The 18,275-nt window shown below is 36.5% G+C and carries 17 protein-coding genes and 1 other annotated feature; of the genes, 14 read left to right on the forward strand and 3 right to left on the reverse strand.

Going from position 1 to position 18,275, the window contains the following annotated elements; all coding sequences use genetic code 11:
- Nucleotides 1–33: 33 nt before the first annotated feature.
- Nucleotides 34–189: a Spo0E family sporulation regulatory protein-aspartic acid phosphatase gene (locus BLS22_RS04055; RefSeq protein ID WP_090550664.1), complete on the forward strand. Its 156-nt coding sequence runs from the start codon at nucleotides 34–36 to the stop codon at nucleotides 187–189.
- 30 nt (nucleotides 190–219) lie between these two features.
- On the opposite strand, the gene BLS22_RS04060 is transcribed toward BLS22_RS04055, so the two are convergent.
- Entirely contained in the window at nucleotides 220–732 is a 513-nt protein-coding gene (locus BLS22_RS04060) for a ferritin (protein WP_090550682.1), read from the reverse strand.
- A 323-nt stretch (nucleotides 733–1,055) separates the two neighbouring features.
- On the opposite strand from BLS22_RS04060, the gene BLS22_RS04065 reads away from it, so the two are divergent.
- The 5 genes from BLS22_RS04065 (at nucleotide 1,056) to asnA (ending at nucleotide 6,424) form a co-directional block, all read left to right on the forward strand.
- Nucleotides 1,056–1,922, forward strand: a complete 867-nt coding sequence (locus tag BLS22_RS04065) for a Cof-type HAD-IIB family hydrolase (protein WP_090550684.1) — start codon at nucleotides 1,056–1,058, stop codon at nucleotides 1,920–1,922.
- A 159-nt stretch (nucleotides 1,923–2,081) separates the two neighbouring features.
- Nucleotides 2,082–2,639, forward strand: coding sequence for an ECF transporter S component (locus BLS22_RS04070; RefSeq protein WP_090550688.1), 558 nt, complete (start codon nucleotides 2,082–2,084; stop codon nucleotides 2,637–2,639).
- A 26-nt stretch (nucleotides 2,640–2,665) separates the two neighbouring features.
- Nucleotides 2,666–3,799 (forward strand): pyridoxal-phosphate-dependent aminotransferase family protein, encoded by a 1,134-nt coding sequence (locus BLS22_RS04075; RefSeq protein ID WP_090550691.1) that lies wholly within the window; start codon nucleotides 2,666–2,668, stop codon nucleotides 3,797–3,799.
- A 133-nt stretch (nucleotides 3,800–3,932) separates the two neighbouring features.
- Nucleotides 3,933–4,904 carry a threonine ammonia-lyase gene (locus BLS22_RS04080; protein WP_090550693.1) on the forward strand — a complete coding sequence of 324 codons (972 nt, stop codon included), beginning with the start codon at nucleotides 3,933–3,935 and terminating at the stop codon, nucleotides 4,902–4,904.
- Nucleotides 4,905–4,995: 91 nt separating this feature from the next.
- Nucleotides 4,996–5,260 (forward strand) — a binding site (T-box leader).
- A gap of 105 nt (nucleotides 5,261–5,365) precedes the next feature.
- The gene (asnA, locus tag BLS22_RS04085) at nucleotides 5,366–6,424 is read left to right on the forward strand and encodes an aspartate--ammonia ligase (protein WP_090550696.1); all 1,059 of its coding nucleotides are present in this window, start codon (nucleotides 5,366–5,368) and stop codon (nucleotides 6,422–6,424) included.
- Between the two features lie 136 nt (nucleotides 6,425–6,560).
- Here the strand turns inward: asnA and BLS22_RS04090 are convergent, their stop codons facing one another.
- Nucleotides 6,561–8,867, reverse strand: coding sequence for a carboxypeptidase-like regulatory domain-containing protein (locus BLS22_RS04090; protein WP_090550698.1), 2,307 nt, complete (start codon nucleotides 8,865–8,867; stop codon nucleotides 6,561–6,563).
- Nucleotides 8,868–9,129: 262 nt separating this feature from the next.
- On the opposite strand from BLS22_RS04090, the gene BLS22_RS04095 reads away from it, so the two are divergent.
- The 4 genes from BLS22_RS04095 to BLS22_RS04110 all read left to right on the forward strand — a co-directional run bounded on the left by BLS22_RS04095 (nucleotide 9,130) and on the right by BLS22_RS04110 (nucleotide 12,236).
- On the forward strand, nucleotides 9,130–9,465 hold the full coding sequence (locus BLS22_RS04095; RefSeq protein WP_090550702.1) for an ArsR/SmtB family transcription factor: 336 nt from the start codon (nucleotides 9,130–9,132) through the stop codon (nucleotides 9,463–9,465).
- Between the two features lie 83 nt (nucleotides 9,466–9,548).
- Nucleotides 9,549–9,950 (forward strand): arsenate reductase ArsC, encoded by a 402-nt coding sequence (locus tag BLS22_RS04100; protein WP_090550705.1) that lies wholly within the window; start codon nucleotides 9,549–9,551, stop codon nucleotides 9,948–9,950.
- A gap of 128 nt (nucleotides 9,951–10,078) precedes the next feature.
- The gene (arsB, locus tag BLS22_RS04105) at nucleotides 10,079–11,152 is read left to right on the forward strand and encodes an ACR3 family arsenite efflux transporter (RefSeq protein ID WP_090550707.1); all 1,074 of its coding nucleotides are present in this window, start codon (nucleotides 10,079–10,081) and stop codon (nucleotides 11,150–11,152) included.
- A gap of 100 nt (nucleotides 11,153–11,252) precedes the next feature.
- A complete protein-coding gene (locus tag BLS22_RS04110; RefSeq protein ID WP_090550711.1) occupies nucleotides 11,253–12,236 on the forward strand; it encodes a permease in 984 nt (327 codons plus the stop codon).
- A 91-nt stretch (nucleotides 12,237–12,327) separates the two neighbouring features.
- Here BLS22_RS04110 and typA read toward each other — a convergent pair whose 3' ends face one another.
- Nucleotides 12,328–14,145 carry a translational GTPase TypA gene (typA, locus tag BLS22_RS04115; RefSeq protein WP_090550715.1) on the reverse strand — a complete coding sequence of 606 codons (1,818 nt, stop codon included), beginning with the start codon at nucleotides 14,143–14,145 and terminating at the stop codon, nucleotides 12,328–12,330.
- Nucleotides 14,146–14,930: 785 nt separating this feature from the next.
- Here typA and BLS22_RS04120 point away from each other — a divergent pair.
- The 4 genes from BLS22_RS04120 (at nucleotide 14,931) to grdA (ending at nucleotide 18,244) form a co-directional block, all read left to right on the forward strand.
- A complete protein-coding gene (locus BLS22_RS04120; protein ID WP_090550718.1) occupies nucleotides 14,931–16,847 on the forward strand; it encodes an aldehyde ferredoxin oxidoreductase family protein in 1,917 nt (638 codons plus the stop codon).
- A gap of 35 nt (nucleotides 16,848–16,882) precedes the next feature.
- Nucleotides 16,883–17,080, forward strand: a complete 198-nt coding sequence (gene thiS, locus BLS22_RS04125) for a sulfur carrier protein ThiS (protein ID WP_090550720.1) — start codon at nucleotides 16,883–16,885, stop codon at nucleotides 17,078–17,080.
- Between the two features lie 226 nt (nucleotides 17,081–17,306).
- Nucleotides 17,307–17,624, forward strand: a complete 318-nt coding sequence (gene trxA / locus BLS22_RS04130; protein ID WP_090550723.1) for a thioredoxin TrxA — start codon at nucleotides 17,307–17,309, stop codon at nucleotides 17,622–17,624.
- Between the two features lie 146 nt (nucleotides 17,625–17,770).
- Entirely contained in the window at nucleotides 17,771–18,244 is a 474-nt protein-coding gene (grdA, locus tag BLS22_RS04135; RefSeq protein WP_090550725.1) for a glycine/sarcosine/betaine reductase complex selenoprotein A, read from the forward strand.
- Nucleotides 18,245–18,275: the final 31 nt, after the last annotated feature.

Here is an 18,275-nt window from a genome sequence, read left to right on the forward strand (position 1 = left end):
GAACTAAATCTATAGGGGGATAGCAATTACCAAATGAATGACAAAGAGAGCACATTAGAGAAAATAAGAAAGCAGTTAAATAATGTTTTAGAAGAAAACGATGGAAAAGTGACAGAGAAAGTTATAAAAATCAGCAAAGAATTGGACAGTATAATTGTTGCAGAAGTAAAAAAAGAAAAATCCTCATAATCATATGAGGATTTTTGTGTGGGGTGATTATTAAGCTTCTTCTGCTGGTGGGGTGAAGGTTCTTTGAGCTAATTCATTGTCTAACATATAGATAGCATGGCTATTTTCACCAATTCTTTTAATTTTGTTAATAATAGTAGTCATCATAGCTTCTTCTTCTACCTGCTCATCGATGAACCAGTTTAAAAAGCTTACGGCAGCATAATTTTTCTCTTGGATTGCTATATCCATTAATAGATTAATTCTGCTTGTAACAAATTTTTCATGATTTAAAGCATCAGTAAACACCTCTTCTAAAGAAGAAAAATCGTTTTTGGGGTCCTCAAAGCCTTGAACGATAACACGGTTACCTAATTCATTGATAAAATCAAAAAACTTCATGGCGTGGAATCTTTCTTCTTCAGCTTGAACGATGAAGAAGTTGGCAAATCCCTCTAAGTCCAAATCTTTACAATAAGCTGCCATGGCTAGATAGTAATTGGCAGAAGCAGCCTCATACTTGAACTGATCATTAAATTCTTTTGCTAGTTTTTCTGATAACATAAATAATACCTCCTAAATAATTTAGTTTTACTAATACTTATCCAAAATATTCCTTATATAAAAATATTATAGAAAATTCTTAAAAAAATAACAATGGGATTTTCTAATTTTAACCATATTATTTATAATATAGTTCCTATATTATAATATGTACACTATTCCTAGAAAAATAAACAGACAATTTATATTTTATCAAAATATTTTGACTAAAAAGTCTTCATCTTTTAAGATAAATATAGAGATGCAAAGAGAGAGGTTTTTTTTATGGCGTAAAAAAGTTATAATAAGCTTAACATAGCCTTAATAATTGAAGGAGGAGACATATGAAGTATAAACTATTGGCAACAGATATGGATGGAACTTTATTGATGAATAACAAAGCGCTATCCAGTGAAAATATAGAAGCCTTAAGAAGGGCAAAGGAAAAAGGATTGGAAATAGTTATTTGTACTGGAAGACCCTATGTAACCGTGAAGCCCTATTTAGAAATGTTAGGCTTCGATTGTTGGGTAGTAACAAATAACGGTGCTATTATTCGGAACAAAGAGGGAGAAATTGTTTCTGTAACCCTTATGGAGGATGAGACGTTGGGTCAGGTCCTTAAAATATTGGAGAAAGATGATGTTGATTACCATGTTTCCGATGAAAAATTCACCTATATCAGAAGTATAGGTCAAAGAATAAGACTTATTCGAAGCTTTCTATTGCAAACAGAGATGGCCTATTGGAAGGCTTACCTTTTATCCATATGGGCGGTTGTGTTCAATGGTAGTCATAAAAAGGTGGACTTTTCTAGCTTTGTAAACAAGGGTGGTAGGGCTGCCAGTGTTTTTATTTATTCAAAGGATAGAAAAAAACTGGAAAATTTAAAGAAAGAGATGAAAAAAATAAAGAGAATAGATCTTACTAGTTCAGGCATTGATAATATAGAGATATTGCACGAAAACGCAACAAAGGGAAAAGCTTTAGAAAGGTTAAGCAACATGTTAAATATTGAAAAAGAGGAAATGATAGCTGTGGGGGACAATTATAATGATTTATCAATGATTGCCTACGCTGGTTTAGGGGTAGCCATGGAAAATGGAGAAGAAGAGGTAATAGAGGCTGCTGACTGGATAACCACCACCAATGAGAATCATGGAATAGCTCATCTGCTAGAAAATTGTCCTGATATTTATGAAAAAATATAAATTTATAAAATACAAACCCCTCCTTCCTCACCCTATAGATACAATATTTCTTAAAAAGAAGCATTGTATCTATGCAAAAAATATTGTACCCCAATTGAATCTATTGTATAATGTTTTTATTAGGAACAATACATAGGAAATATGAGGGGAGAAACAACGATGACGGAAAAATTAACGGTTGCCAGGAAAGAAAACAGTGCTTTAAGTCAAAGTAGTAAAACAAAGGATTTGGTTCTTACGGCGTTATTAACAGCATTGGTATTTGTTGCTACTAAATTCATTAATTTTCAACTACCTTTCTCTATACATGGGGGATTGATTCACTTAGGCAATACGATGTTATTTGCAGTGGCTATTGTTTTTGGGGCTAAAAAAGGAGCTATATCTGGAGCCTTTGGTATGGGCTTGTTTGATTTGGTATCAGGTTGGGTTATATGGGCCCCCTTTACTTTTATCATCAGAGGAGTCATGGGTTGGTTAATTGGAAGGATAGCCAACGACAAAGGTAGAAATGGTACTAGCTTTAAGTGGAACATTATCGGTATTTTAGTTAGCAGCATATGGATGATTGTTGGATATTACATAGCAGAGGTTATCATTTATGGTAACTGGTTTACACCACTAACGGCTATACCAGGGGATATTACACAAATTATTTTAGGAATTATTTTAGGTATGCCATTGGTAGCAGCTTTAAAGAAAACAAAAGTAGTATAATTAACTTGTTATCGGGAGGAATAATCATGAAGAATCCTTTAATTATGACACCAGGACCTACTTATGTTAATGAGGAAGTTAGAAGAGCATTGTCTAAGGAAATAACAAACCCTGATTTAGATTTAGATTTCTATAATTTTTATAGAGAAACCTGCAATAAATTAAAACAATTGTTAAATACGAAGAACGATGTACTTATACTGAGTGGTGAAGGTATATTAGGCTTAGAGGCAGCTTGTGCATCTTTGATAGAACCAGGAGATAGAGTGTTGGTAATTGACAATGGTATTTTTGGTAATGGGTTTGCAGACTTTGTGAAGATGTATGGGGGAGAAGTGGTGGTTTTTCGAGGGGACTATGAAAGAGCCATCGATGTAGAAGAACTGGAAAATTTTTTGAAGGAAAATCATGACTTTAAATTAGCTACATTAGTACATTGTGAAACACCCTCTGGTATAACAAATCCAGTGGATAAGATTTGTCCTATACTGAAAAAACATGGCATTCTTACAGTAGTAGATGCTGTATCTGCCATAGGGGGAGAACCCCTTGAGGTAGACAAGTGGCAAATAGATATGGTCATAGGAGGCTCTCAAAAAGTTTTATCTGCCCCCCCTGGATTGACCTTCTTAAGCATTAGTGCAGCAGCTTGGGAAAAAATGCTGATGAGACATACTCCTATAACAGGATACTATTGTAATTTGACGATATGGAAAAATTGGGATGAGGAAAAATGGTTCCCTTACACCCAACCTATTAGCGATATTTATGGTTTAAGGGCGGCTGTAGATATACTACTAGAGGATACTGAAGCTTTAGCCAGACATAGAAGGATTGCTGAAGCTGTTAGAAAAACCCTCACAGACAGTGGCTTGGAGCTATATCCTAAGGGAGGCTTTTCAAATACCGTTACAACCCTTATGGTACCAGAGGCAATAAACTTTAAAGATGTTTATGAAGGTATGTTAAAGGAACATGGAGTTTTGATTGCTGGGGCATTTGGCTTCTTAAAGGACAAGGTAATCCGTATTGGACATATGGGTGAAAACTGTTATGAAGAAAAGCTTTACATTACCCTTAAGGGATTAAATCAAGTACTTAGGAATCTTGGAGTGGATTTAAAGGGAGAGCTTCATAAGCTATTTATTGAAAATATATAATTTTCATAGGGACGAAGACTTTTCTTCGTCTTATTTTGTGTTTTGTCATCCCTAACTATTTAAAATGTAGCTACTATTTTGTATAATAATAGATATTGATTTTTAAAGATTAATAAAAATAGGGGGCCTAACAATGGTGACATTTGAAGATATAAAAAAGGCAAGGCAACGGATAGAACAACATATATGGAAAACTCCTTTGGATTTTTCTATGCACTTAACTACAGAGGAGAAAAAAGTATTTTTAAAGCTGGAATGCCAGCAAAAAATGAAAACCTTCAAGTTTAGAGGTGCTATGAGTAAGCTCACCAGTTTAACAGAAGAAGAAAAACAAAGAGGTGTTATAACCGTTTCTTCCGGGAATCATGGGGCAGGTCTAAGCTATGGAGCCAATCTATTGAAAGGAATTAAAACAACCGTGTTCGTACCATCAACCACACCGGAAGCAAAGGTGGAAAAAATTAAGTATTATGGTGCAAACATTGAGCTTCAGGGAAAAAACTATGACGAAGCCCATAAAATTGCCATGGATTATGTAAAAAAACAAAATATGACCTTTGTAGACTCTTGTTCTGATGTAGAGGTTATCTCAGGCCAAGGAACCATTGCTATGGAAATTTTAGAAGAAAACCCCCATATCGATACAATTTTAGTTCCTATAGGTGGTGGCGGGATGATCACTGGCATAGGTGTTGCTGCTAAGGCAATGAAACCCTCTATTCAAGTCATTGGTTTACAGACAGCTGCTTGTCCTGCCATGGTGCAATCCCTTCAGGATAAAGTATGTTATATAGAATTTCCCACAAAAGATTCTATTTGTGAAGCATTAGTAGGGGGAGTAGGGGAGATACCCTATCATATGGCAGAAAATTGTATCGATGATATTATTGTGGTGGAGGAAGAATGGATTCGTCGGGCAGTTAGGCAGTTGATTAGTAAGGAAAAGGTAATAGCTGAAGCTTCGGGAGCTATTGGCTATGCTGCCTTGATGGGCTATTCTCATTTAATAAAAGGGAAGAACATTGCTGTTGTCATATCTGGGGGCAATTTGAATTATCATCTGATGGAGGATATATTGTTGGAAACTAACAGAGACCCCCTTTAAAAATTTTAAAAGGAAAAGAATTTTTATGCAAAAACTTGACATACTATATTATATACTTTATAATAAATGAAAATTGAATTGAATAAATTTTTTAAAGACTATGAAGAGAAGAGTAGCTATAGGATGTAGTTGTAGCGAGTTGGTGATGGTGGGAGACCAATACGAAGCCTATAATGAAGAACGTCTCTGAGTTCCTAACCCAAATCTTTAGAGAAAGTAGGCTTAGGCGGAGTCACACCGTTATTGAGTGGACAGTATCGAATATATTTGTTTATATTCCGTACTGATAAAGAGAGTTACTTTACTTAGCTAATTAAGGTGGTACCGCGGAGACAGATATGTCCTTCGTCCTTTATACAGGATGAGGGACTTTTTATTTTTAAAGAATCATAATTATGATGTTTAAAACAAAGCTTTTAATTTATTAATATTATTAAAATCTATTAAGGAGGCAATAAGCTATGGAAATTTTACGAGATACGTTTGAAATAGCAGGAGGTTATGCAGGGGTAAATACATTAATGATACCAGATAACTATAAGTCTAGCTTAAGTATTAGGGAAACAGAGGTTGCCATTAAACAAATCAAAGACTGTTTTGAGAGAAAATTAGCTGAAGAACTAAACCTAACAAGGGTATCAGCACCTCTTTTTGTAAGACCAGAGACAGGGTTAAACGATGACCTCAACGGCATAGAACGTCCCGTTAGCTTTGGTGTAAAGGGTATAGGTGGCAAGAAGGTAGAGGTAGTTCATTCTTTAGCAAAATGGAAACGAATGGCCCTTCACAAATATGGTTTCAGTGAAGGAGAGGGACTGTACACAGATATGGATGCCATCCGTAGGGATGAAGATTTAGATAACCTACATTCCATCTATGTAGATCAATGGGATTGGGAAAAAATCATCACCAAGGAGGAAAGGACAGTAGATACCCTCAAAGCCACTGTTAAAGGTATTTATAGGGTTTTTAAGGAGACAGAAAAGCATGTAGCAGCATTGTATCCTCAATTTACCCCTTTTCTTCCTGAAGATATTAGTTTTATAACAACCCAACAATTAGAAGACAAGTATCCAACCCTGTCTTCTAAAGAAAGAGAAAATGCTATTGCTAAAGAAAAGGGAGCAGTTTTCCTTATGGAAATTGGAGATACTTTAAAATCAGGGGAAAAGCATGATGGAAGAGCACCCGACTATGATGATTGGCATTTAAATGGAGATATCCTGTTTTGGTATCCCACTTTAGAAATGGCTTTAGAATTATCCTCCATGGGTATTCGTGTAGATGAAGACACATTAGAAAGACAGCTAAAGCTGGGGGACTGTGAAGATCGAAGGAAGTTGGAGTATCATCAATTAATTTTAAACAAAAAACTGCCCTATACCGTTGGTGGAGGGATAGGACAGTCAAGAATTTGTATGTTTTTCCTAAGAAAAGCCCATATAGGAGAGGTGCAATCCGCCATATGGCCTGAAGGTATGATAAAAGCCAGTGAAGAGGCGGGTATACAGTTATTATAAGTAGATGGCCCAAATCTCTGATTTGGAGGCAGTCACTTATACAGAGTGAAAGTAGATGGCCCAAATCTCTGATTTGGAGGCAGTCACTTATACAGAGTAAAAAAAAGATAGAAGACTCTCAAGGGAGAGTCTTCTACTAATAAATTGGTACCATAAACAATCTTTGAACCAGTTGAGTTAAGTCAGGATCTGTAGAGCTATAGGCATTTACAAAGTTTTGAATTTCTTCATATTCATGAACACTTATACTAGGTTCCATCACCTTTAGAGATAATTTTATCAAGGTTTGATGGGCAGTTAGTTCTGGATTTTCTAATAGTTTCAGGGCATCTAATGGTTTTTTCTGCTGAATTTTTTTCTTTAGCTCCATATCTAGAGAACTGTAGTTATTCCTATACTCTTCTATAGCCGTCAATCCCCGTACTTCTTCTGAGGGCTTCTCTGTAGATTTTAAGTTATCAAAATTGTTGGTGATGATTCTTAAAGAAGTTTCTATATTATCCTCTTTGAAATCAGTCTGTAAAAGTTCCTGTAAGGCCCCTTCATAATTACCCAAATGTATATCAATCATAATGAAATTTTGACGATGCCAAAGATGCAATGCATTTTTTTCCTCTAATATTTTTAAAACGGCTAATGCCTGATGATAATCCTTCTTTTGGTAATACTGGATAAAGAAACTTCTATCTAAAAAGCTTGGGTTTTCAGTAATAGCATACAATTCCTCATAATAAGCTAAAGCCTTATCAAGGTCCGTATGGGGGTAGGTATCATTCCAAGAGATACTATACAGTTTTCCCAGCATAGCTAAAGGGTAGATATCCTTTGGATTTTTAGATACATCTTCTTCATAGGCATCTATAGCCCCTTGGTAATCCCTTGCCAGTAGAAGTTCATCTCCTTTTCTCAAGTCCCTACCGGTAAAATGAAAGTCTGTATTTTGGCCTTTAAGATACCCTCTAGAGGTGGTGATGATATTGCCCTCCTCATCATGGGCCCGGATTCCCCAAAAATATTTGCCTTTAGGATGGGCGAAGGCCAAAAGAGAATCAGGGGTAGGTCCTTCATCGTCAAAGGCCATACCAGTCTGGATATAGGTCAGTTCATCTACAGAAAGCAATGCTTCATTGGTATAGAACTTCCTCTCAGAATAGGGGGTAGAATAAGTGCCACCACCATTTAGGGAATAGGTACCTAGCTCTAGGGTATAATAGGATGCATCTTCAAAGGCCTCCCATTGAAAATGAAGGGTATCTCCAGTTACCCTATAGTTTTCTACAGGTGATAGGACCTTTAAGGTATCCACCAAATGAAAGTCTCGATGATAGCTTTGCTCTTCATCAACAAGGATGGTAGATTCAGGGAAAAATCCTCCCTTTAAGACAACATCCTCCACCACATCTAGGTCTACAATAAAGCCTATGCTATATCGTCCAGGAAGTACATGACTAAAGGTAAATTCACCATTTTTATCACTTGTTGTCCATAGGGCGTCATCTGTAGAACCACCGAAGATCACACCACCTCTAGGAAAATTTTGGGGCTGTAGAAATACCTGTAGGTTGGGGAAGGCCTCCCCCCTTAAGGTAACAGAACCCGTGACTTCACCATGTTTCATAGGTCTATTTTGGAGAGAAGCTAGCTTCATAACAATTTCTTTTGTCTTTTCATCATAGTAGCTGTTTATACCCCCCATATCTGAATCTGACCAATGGTGTCTTTCTATCTCCATGATGTCTTTATACTCTTGTAAGAGCAGGGAGTAATATTTTTCAGCTTCTTCTTTATTGCCTAAGAAACGATGAAATTCTGCGGCTACTTCATAAACATCTGTATTTATAACATCACCTTGATGTTCCATGATATAGTCTAGTATCCTTAATCCCTCATCATAGAAGCCCTGACTCCTTAGGGTAGCAGCTAGGGTTAAGGCTACAGAGGCATCCCAATAGTTATATCTAGTATTGGCATTTATGGTTTCATAATAATTTTCCATTACTTCAAAGGCTTCCTCTATTTTATTTTCATAAACCTTATCCCTAATGGCTTGCTTTGTTAATTGGGTCGTAGCCCTTTTTCCCTGCCATGTGTCGGGAAATCTCTTCACCAGTTTTTCATAGTAAACTTTAGATTCCTGTGACAGGTGGGCAACCATGTGGGGGGCACTGCCAACTCCAGCAGAAGAGATCATCAATAGATTATGATTGGCTGTTATCTCAGCCATCCTTTCCAGTGCCGTAGCTGTTTCGCTGGCCTTTGGGAAAAATCTATCCAGTCGTTCATAGTAAATTTTAGCTGTCAAGGGATTTCCGTTTCTATCATATCTTTCTCCTATACTTAGCATGATAGTAGGTAAAAAGATATAGGCCAATAATAAGACTGACAGGAATACACTTATTGCCTTTAATAAATCCTTTACTTTAACCCGTAGTATTTTTTTCATAACCTTCCTCCCTCTTCACTCTACTAGATACTTAACTATCACAATAGTCTCATAAAAAATAAAATTTGGCAAATTAATTTTTAGATACTCTAGACTTATAGTTCTATCCTTATTGGAATAAATGGAATAATAAGTTTTATTTTAAAATCCTACTTCTATAAAGCTGTTAAAAAATATATTGACAACAAAACAAAACATTCATATACTATAAACATAAACACATAGAAATATATCTATATGATGATAGAAGAAGGTGATGACAATGGAGGATAAAATAGAATTATTAAAGGCTTTATCAGACAAAAATAGATTACTTATTCTAGATATGCTCTCCTGTGGAGAGTTATGTGGCTGTGATATTATGGAGGGCCTTAGCTTAACCCAGCCAACCATTTCCCACCATATGAAGATTTTACAGCAATGTAAGCTTGTGATGGGAAGAAAGGAAGGAAAATGGACCTTTTACTCAATTAATCGAGAAAGAGTAGATGCTATCCAACAGTTTATTCATCATATAACTTCCTTTAAAGAAAACTGTATTTGTGAAAGAGTTACTAAAACCTGTTCTCAATGGGATGATCATTCAAGAGAGGGTTAGGAAACTATTATTTCTGTTACAAAGCTTTTAAAATGGAAAAAGTTAATCCTAGAAGGCTATTAGAAAAAATAGGAGGAATCATCATGAAGAAAAAAGTTGCATTTGTATGTGTTCATAATTCTTGTCGTTCACAAATGGCAGAGGCTTGGGCAAAGGATCTAGGAAAGGATGTCCTAGAAGTTTACTCGGCTGGTACAGAGGAGTATCATGAAGTAAAACCAGGAGCAGTTGAAGTAATGGAAGAAGTAGGCATTGACATGGGCAAGCATTATCCCAAACTATTAACGGATATTCCTCAGGAGGTAGATGTTCTTATTACTATGGGATGTAATGTAGCGTGTCCCTTTGTACCCTGTAGCCATAATGAAGACTGGGGCTTAGAGGACCCATCTGGAGGACCTATTGAAGATTTTAGAAATACCCGGGATATCATTAAAGCCAAAGTAGAGGATTTAATCAAAAGAGTAAAAAATCAGGAACTGTAGTAGGAGACGGTCTTGACGGTTAAGCAGGTACAATATTTAAATTCATAAGGGAAGGGTGAAGATTCGATTCAGCCCTACAGCAATAATAAACGCTAATACAAAATTTTGATTAAATGGGAGGTATTGTTATGAGCAATGAAAATTCAAAAAAGCAAGGACAAGGATTAGGTTTTTTTGAAACCTATCTAACGGTATGGGTGACAGCTTGTATTGTAATTGGTGTGGCAATAGGTCAATTTTTACCAGGAGTTCCTGAAACCTTAAGTCAATTTACCTATTATGAAATCTCTATTCCAGTAGCTATTTTAATTTGGCTAATGATCTATCCTATGATGCTAAAAATTGACTTTACCAGTATTGTAGAAGCCACTAAGAAACCAAAGGGGCTGGTTGTTACTTGTGTTAGTAACTGGTTAATTAAGCCCTTTACTATGTATTTAATCGCAGCATTCTTCCTAAAGATAGTATTTAGCGGCCTCATTCCTGAAGCTTTGGCAAATGAATATTTAGCTGGAGCAGTAATTTTAGGAGCGGCTCCTTGTACAGCTATGGTATTTGTATGGAGTCATTTAACTAAGGGGGACCCTGCCTATACTTTAATACAAGTAGCAGTAAATGATATCATTCTTCTATTTGCCTTTACCCCCATCGTTGCTATTTTGTTAGGGATAACCGACGTATTCGTTCCCTACGGAACCTTAATTTTATCTGTAATTCTTTTTATTGTTATTCCTTTTGTTGGTGGATACTTCTCTAGAACCTATATTGTGAAGAATAAAGGGATAGAATACTTTGAAAATGTATTTTTAAAGAAATTTGATAATGTAACGATTGTAGGACTATTACTGACATTAATTATTATCTTCACCTTCCAAGGGGACGTTATTATTGGGAATCCATTACACATTGCATTGATTGCTATACCATTGACCATACAAACCTTTTTTATTTTTGCCATTGCCTATGGATGGGCAAAGGCCTGGAGACTACCCCATAGTGTAGCAGCACCTGCTGGTATGATTGGTGCAAGTAACTTTTTCGAGTTGGCGGTAGCTGTAGCCATATCTCTATTTGGTTTGGAGTCGGGAGCTACCTTGGCAACAGTAGTAGGTGTACTGGTGGAGGTACCAGTTATGCTTGCGTTAGTTAGAATCGCCAACAAAACAAGACATTGGTTTCCACAGGAGCTTGGAGAAAACTAATCAATTATCCTAAAAAGCAAGACACAACTTAGGTTTTATTTTATCGTATTTTTGAAGGTTTATTAAAAGCATTATCTCAACTTTTATAGGAGGCATCATTATGTTTGAAAGATTTGGTCACTTAGTAGCACCTTATATAGTAAAATTTGTTAACTGGTTATTGGTTCTGCTTGGATTCAACATTGAAACGGGAGATACTTTTTACGATGCAGTTCACTTTTTTGTTTATGATACAGTAAAAATTATATTTTTACTTAGTTTTATGATTTTTATCATTACCTATATACGCAGTTATTTTCCACCTGAAAAGGTGAAGGCATTGTTAGCGAAATTTCGTGGGATTTGGGCCTATGTTATCGCTTCTATGCTGGGGGTTGTTTCACCATTTTGCTCCTGTTCCACAGTACCTATTTTCATTGGCTTTGTTGAGGCGGGAATTCCTCTAGGGGTTACTTTTACTTTTCTAGTAACCTCTCCTATAGTCAATGAGATTGCTCTAGGCTATCTCTTTGTTAGCTTTGGTCCTAAAATTGCTATTTTATATACCTTAGCTGGTATGACAATTGGTATTGTGACAGGATTATTGATTGAAAAATTCAATCTCTATCACTTGGTAGAGGAATATGTCTTCAAAATTAAAATGGGGGATACCCAAGCAGAAGAAATGACCCCAAGACAACGATTAATCTATGCAAAGGATAGTGTGGTGGATATTGTAAAAGGAATCTGGATTTATGTAGTCATTGGTATTGGAATTGGTGCGTTAATCCATGGTTGGGCTCCTGAGGATTTATTGACTAGGTATGCAGGACCAAACAATCCTCTAGCTGTTTTTGTGGGGGTGCTATTTGGTATTCCTTTATACTCTAATGCAGTTGGAACAATACCAATAGCAGAAGCCCTGATTAATAAAGGGGTGGGGGTTGGTACGGCCTTAGCCTTTATGATGTCTGTAGTGGCTTTATCTCTACCCTCCATTATTATGTTAAAGAGAGTAATAAAACCAAAATTAATTACTATTTTTGTAAGTATTACTGGACTAGGAATTGTACTGGTAGGATTTTTATTCAATTGGGTTCTATAGTTTGTAAAGGATTGGATAAGGGTTATAGAATTTGAAAACTAAAGGGTGGCGGAATGAATTTTCATTCCATCACCCTTTAATTAATATATCATTATCCCTGACTTCTACGTTGAGTTCTTTCGCGGGTTGTTTTATCTAAAATCCTTTTTCTTAATCGAATACTTTTTGGTGTTACCTCTACTAACTCATCATCGGCAATAAATTCTAAAGCCTGCTCTAGAGAGAAGACCACTGGTGGAACCAGTTTTAGAGCATCATCAGCACCGGAGGAACGAATATTTGTTAATTGTTTACGCTTACAAACATTGACTGCAATGTCCTCTAACCTCGAACTTTCTCCCACAACCATTCCCTCATAAACCTCTATACCAGGTTCAATAAAAATTCTGCCCCGTTCTTGGGCATGATAGATACCATAGGCAATGGCTGGACCACTTTCAAAGGCAATAAGAGATCCTCTGGTTCTAGAACGAATTTCACCTCTGTAGGTGTCATAGCCATCGAAGAGATGATGAAAGGTACCGTAACCCTTGGTATCTGTTAGGAACTCTGAACGATAACCAATTAAACCTCTAGCTGGAATTCTAAATTCTAGTTTCATCCTCCCTGTTCCAGTGGGCATCATATTTTGCATTTCACCTTTACGTTGTCCAATCTTTTCAATGACAGAGCTGGCACTTTCTTCAGGGGTCTCAACAAAAAGCCTCTCCATAGGCTCCATTAATCCATCATCAGTCTTCTTCATAATTACTTGAGGTCTAGATACAGCAAATTCATAGCCCTCTCTACGCATGGTTTCTATAAGAATAGAAAGGTGTAATTCACCTCTACCTAAGACTTTAAAGGAATCAGCGGATAATTCCTCCATACGCATTGCTACATTGGAAAGTATTTCTCTCTCCAAACGATCCTTTAAATGTCTACTGGTGACAAAGGTCCCCTCTTTACCAGCAAAGGGACTATCGTTTACCATAAAGTTCATAGAAATCGTAGGATCATCGATTTTAACAAAGGGTAGAGGTTCTACTTTATCTACTGAACAAATGGTATCACCAATATTAATATCAGCTATACCTGATATGGCAACAATTTCACCTACTGTTGCCCCATCTATATCCACTCGTTTTAACCCTTGAAAATTATATAGGTTGGCAATTCTGACGTTAGCAAGGCTTCCGTCAGTAGCGGCATGAACAACGGTTTCTCCCTTTGCAACCTTACCTCGAATGATTTTACCAATACCGATTCTACCAATATATTTATCATAATCAATGGTAGAGATAAGAAGCTGTAGACCGTCTTCATCATCACCTTCAGGACAAGGAATATGTTCTAGGATTCCTTCAAATAAAGGGGCAAAATTATTTCGTTCATCTTCTTCAGATAATACGGCATAGCCGCCTACACCAGAAGCATAGATTACAGGGAATTCCAACTGTTCATCAGTAGCCTCTAGGTCAATAAATAGATCTAGCACCTCATCAATTACCTCTGAAGCTCTAGCTCCAGGACGGTCAATCTTATTAATTACTACAACAGGTCTTAAGCCACTTTTCAGGGCTTTTTGCAGAACAAAGCGGGTTTGGGGCATAGGACCTTCAAAAGCATCAACCAACAGCAGCACACCGTCCACCATTTGCATGATTCGCTCTACTTCTCCACCAAAGTCTGCATGGCCAGGAGTATCAAAAATATTAATTTTTACATCCTTGTAGGAAACAGCTGTGTTTTTGGACAGGATCGTGATTCCTCTTTCTCGTTCTAAAGAGTTGGAGTCCATTACCCGTTCCTCTACTACTTCGTTGACACGGAAGGTTCCACTTTGTCTTAGCATTTGATCTACTAAGGTTGTTTTTCCATGATCAACATGGGCGATAATTGCGATATTTCTAATATCTTTTCTTTGCATCTGTTTTTCACATCTTCTTTCATTATAAATTTATACTATAAATAAAATGACACTTAATTCAGAAGACGTTTCTTCAACCCCTGAATTTTAGCGGAATTTATTTTAAGAATATAATACTTCAATTTCCATTTATACAACCTATCCAGTAGAAAACAGTATCATAACAGTATGTCAAAGGACAAGGTCTATATCTTTAAGGATGCTACTACATAAAGTAACAAAAGCAATTTTATCATAAACTTCTATTTTCTACAATAAAATGCCACTTAATTCAGAGAAGATTTTTTCTATCCGTAAATTTTAGTCCAAGTTCCCTTCAGTAGATTTCCCATCTAGATTCAGCAGAATTTAGTTTTGTTATAGTTCTTTATAAAACATGAAAGGTGAAGGTGTAACAATACATAAAAGGATAAATCTAATCCATATATAATAGGAAGTATACTTATTTTAAACAGAGGAAAGGATTTTTACTACTATTAAACAGATTACACATTAAGGAAAAAAAGACAAAAAATAAAAATGTTACAATAAGGAAAAACAACGAAATTTATTCAAAATATTAAAAAAATAGAGGAAATTCAAAAGATTTGTTGAATGGTAATAATTAACTAATCTATACAGTACAAATAGATAGGACAGCAGATTTAGGTGGATATTGAGGAGAATAATTAACTTTCATTTAGGGAGGTTGATAATATTTAAGACGGAAAATAGCCACATCAAAGGAGGAGATACCGCAACAACATTGTACATATTGTAAAATATATTAAAGGAGGGACAAACCTATGATTTTTCCAAATGCAAAAATTTTGGATGTTGATTTAACTAGTAAAGAAATAAGTATGAGGGAAATTCCAGGAGAAACCTATCGTCTATATCCAGGGGGATCAGCTTTAGGACTATATCTAATACTACAGGAGATGGAGGCAGGGATAGACCCTTTATCCCCAGAAAACATGTTGGTGTTTTCTGTATCTGCGTTGACAGGTCTTCCGGTTAGTGGACAAAGCAGGGTGAATGTAACAACTAAAAGTCCTCTAACAGGAGGTATTGGAGCTACAGAAGCAGGAGGATTTTTCCCAGCCCATTTAAAGGGAAATGGTTATGACGCTGTGATTCTCCGGGGTAAATCAGAAAAACCTGTTTACTTGTATGTTGATGAAGACAATGTAGAAATAAGAGATGCCCAAAAAATGTGGGGCAAAGTAACAGGAGAAGCCGAAAGGCTTATTAAAGAAGATTTAGGAGAAGAAAGGGTTGAAATAGCTCAAATCGGTCCTGGGGGAGAAAATCTAGTAAAGTATGCTTGTATTATGAATATGTCCAATCGTGCCAACGGTAGAAATGGAACAGGAGCTGTTATGGGTTCCAAAAACTTAAAGGCTTTGGTTGTGAAAAAGGCAAGACCGAGAAAACCCCACAATCCAGAGGGCTTTAAAACATTAACTGGTAATCTTAAAGAACGTTTTGCAGAAAACCCAGGGATTGTAGGGCTGGGAGAGCATGGTACCGATGGTGAGCTTTTAGGTACCAATATGGATGGATTTTTAGCAACAAAGAACTTTAGCACAGGATATTTTGAAAAAGAAAATGCCAAAAAGATTACTGGAACTACCATGACAAAAACTATCCTGAAGGAAAGGGATACCTGCTACGCCTGTGCAATTCGATGTAAAAGAGTTGTTGAAGTAGAAGGGAAGGTAGACCCCCTCTATGGAGGACCAGAATATGAAACCTGTGCCACCTTCGGGTCCTATTGTGGAGTATCAAGTCTTGAGGATGTTGCACTGGCCAATCAATTATGTAATATGTACGGTTTAGATACCATTTCCTGTGGTGCAACCATAGCCTTCGCTATGGAATGTTATGAAAAAGGATTATTAACTAAGGAGGACACTGATGGACTAGATTTAAAATTTGGCAACCATGAGGTATTCCCTACTCTTATTGAAAAAATTGCAAAGCGTGAAGGATTTGGAGATCTTTTGGCGGAAGGTAGTGCTAGGGCAGCTAGAAAAATTGGAGAAGCTGCGATACCACTAAGTATCTCTGTAAAAAATCAAGAATTACCTGCCCATATGCCTCAGTACAAACCAGCGGTGGGACTATTATATGCAGTGAATTCCTTTGGTGCTGACCATCAATCCTGTGAGCATGATCCATTTTTAGTAATGCCTGCCGACAGTAAAGAAAGAAAATGGCTAGGTCATATGGCAGCCCTCAAGGAATACGATAACCCTCATGTATTGGATGATGAAAAGGTTCAATATGCTGTAGACGGTCAAAGGTTTTATTCTTTAATGGATACCCTATGTCTCTGTCAATTTGCCTGGGGCCCTGCATGGCAGCTATACGGACCGGCTGATCTTATTGATTTATGCAAATATGGTATTGGTTGGGAAACCTCTCTATATGAATTACTTCGTATTGGTGAAAGAAGAATCAATATGATGCGTTATTTTAATGCTAGAGAAGGCTTTACCAAGAAGGATGACTATCTGCCCGACAGAATATTTGAGGCAATGCCGGATGGACCTGCAAAAGGTCATGTGATGGATAAAGAAGAATTTGAAAGAGCTAAGGAGCTTTACTATAAGTTTGTTGGGTGGGATGAAGAAACAGGAAACCCAACAGAAATCAATTTAAGAAGACTTGGGTTGGGCTGGCTGTTGGAGAAGGATAAGGAGTTAGCTAAAGCATAATACACTTATATATGTAACAGTGGGGAGGTAAAGAGGTGAAAATTTTTGTTAACAACCAAGAAAAGACAGTAGTTGAAGGGTGTACCGTAAAAAATCTCCTAAAAAGCATGGAGTTAACCTCCTCTGTTGCAATATGGATAAATGATTTACAATTGCTACAAGGAGATTATCCCACTTACATACTAAAAGAAGGGGATAAAGTGAAGATTTTCAAACCTATGGGGGGCGGTTAGAACCTCTAAATCAAGATCCTATCTTTTCGTTTGGAAAGATAGGATCTTGATTTTTTCGTTAATAATTCTCCAAAACACTAGTTGATAAATATGATTATAAATTAACCTTGTTTACAAACAAATAAAGTAATGCTATAATGTTAACAAAGTAAAAGATATCAAAATATTTTGAGATTAATCTTAAAACATGGACTACATATTATTTTAAAGAGTGGGGGGTGAAAAAATGTTAACCATAGATAAGGATACTTTTCAACAAGAAGTGTTAGAAGTAGAGGGTTATGTACTAGTGGATTTTTGGAGTGAAAGCTGTGAACCATGTAAAGCTATCATGCCTTCAATAGTGGAACTATCCGAAAAATATAAAGACAGTATGAAATTTTGCAAACTTGAAACTACAAAAGCAAGACGATTAGCTATTAAACAGAGGGTTTTAGGCCTTCCAACTGTAGCAATTTACAAGGATGGGGAGAAAATAGCTGAAAAGACAAATGAAGAGGTAACAAAAGAAGGCATCGAGGCTATGATTCAACAATATGTATAATTTTATTTATATAAAAGCATAGTTTCAAGCCAACATTTTTAAATAGAGATACAGGTGAAATTGGAAATGTACCTTGTTCTATTTCAGATACCATTTGTATTAAAAGAAGAGACCTTTATATAAATAGTAAAGAAAGGATGTTGAAAATGGGAGCATATGATGGTAAAAAAATCATTATCATTGGTGACCGTGATGGTATACCAGGTCCAGCTATTGAGGAGTGCTTAAAAGGCACTGGTGCAGAAGTAGTATTTTCTTCTACTGAATGCTTTGTCTGAACCGCTGCAGGAGCAATGGACCTAGAAAACCAAAAAAGAGTTAAGGATCTTACAGAAAAGCATGGTGCAGAAAATATCGTAGTGCTTTTAGGAGCGGCAGAAGCAGAAGCGGCAGGATTGGCTGCTGAAACTGTAACAGCTGGAGATCCAACCTTTGCAGGTCCATTGGCAGGAGTCCAGTTAGGACTTAGAGTATATCATGCAGTAGAGCCTCAATTTAAGGATGAAGTAGACCCTACAGTATATGATGATCAAATTGGTATGATGGAAATGGTTTTAAATGTAGAGGAAATTATTGAAGAAATGACTTCAATCAGAGATGAATTTTGTCAATTTAAATAATAAAAAGCTAGATGGGTGTATACTTCTACAC

This window comes from Natronincola ferrireducens (assembly GCF_900100845.1).
Classification (GTDB): Bacteria; Bacillota; Clostridia; order Peptostreptococcales; family Natronincolaceae; genus Natronincola_B; species Natronincola_B ferrireducens.

What these genes read in the sequence shown, in the direction of transcription:
- BLS22_RS04055 (WP_090550664.1), top strand. Translation starts at nt 34, where the DNA reads ATGAATGACAAAGAGAGCACATTAGAGAAAATAAGAAAGCAGTTAAAT.
- BLS22_RS04060 (WP_090550682.1), bottom strand. Translation starts at nt 732, where the DNA reads ATGTTATCAGAAAAACTAGCAAAAGAATTTAATGATCAGTTCAAGTAT.
- BLS22_RS04065 (WP_090550684.1), top strand. Translation starts at nt 1,056, where the DNA reads ATGAAGTATAAACTATTGGCAACAGATATGGATGGAACTTTATTGATG.
- BLS22_RS04070 (WP_090550688.1), top strand. Translation starts at nt 2,082, where the DNA reads ATGACGGAAAAATTAACGGTTGCCAGGAAAGAAAACAGTGCTTTAAGT.
- BLS22_RS04075 (WP_090550691.1), top strand. Translation starts at nt 2,666, where the DNA reads ATGAAGAATCCTTTAATTATGACACCAGGACCTACTTATGTTAATGAG.
- BLS22_RS04080 (WP_090550693.1), top strand. Translation starts at nt 3,933, where the DNA reads ATGGTGACATTTGAAGATATAAAAAAGGCAAGGCAACGGATAGAACAA.
- asnA (WP_090550696.1), top strand. Translation starts at nt 5,366, where the DNA reads ATGGAAATTTTACGAGATACGTTTGAAATAGCAGGAGGTTATGCAGGG.
- BLS22_RS04090 (WP_090550698.1), bottom strand. Translation starts at nt 8,867, where the DNA reads ATGAAAAAAATACTACGGGTTAAAGTAAAGGATTTATTAAAGGCAATA.
- BLS22_RS04095 (WP_090550702.1), top strand. Translation starts at nt 9,130, where the DNA reads ATGGAGGATAAAATAGAATTATTAAAGGCTTTATCAGACAAAAATAGA.
- BLS22_RS04100 (WP_090550705.1), top strand. Translation starts at nt 9,549, where the DNA reads ATGAAGAAAAAAGTTGCATTTGTATGTGTTCATAATTCTTGTCGTTCA.
- arsB (WP_090550707.1), top strand. Translation starts at nt 10,079, where the DNA reads ATGAGCAATGAAAATTCAAAAAAGCAAGGACAAGGATTAGGTTTTTTT.
- BLS22_RS04110 (WP_090550711.1), top strand. Translation starts at nt 11,253, where the DNA reads ATGTTTGAAAGATTTGGTCACTTAGTAGCACCTTATATAGTAAAATTT.
- typA (WP_090550715.1), bottom strand. Translation starts at nt 14,145, where the DNA reads ATGCAAAGAAAAGATATTAGAAATATCGCAATTATCGCCCATGTTGAT.
- BLS22_RS04120 (WP_090550718.1), top strand. Translation starts at nt 14,931, where the DNA reads ATGATTTTTCCAAATGCAAAAATTTTGGATGTTGATTTAACTAGTAAA.
- trxA (WP_090550723.1), top strand. Translation starts at nt 17,307, where the DNA reads ATGTTAACCATAGATAAGGATACTTTTCAACAAGAAGTGTTAGAAGTA.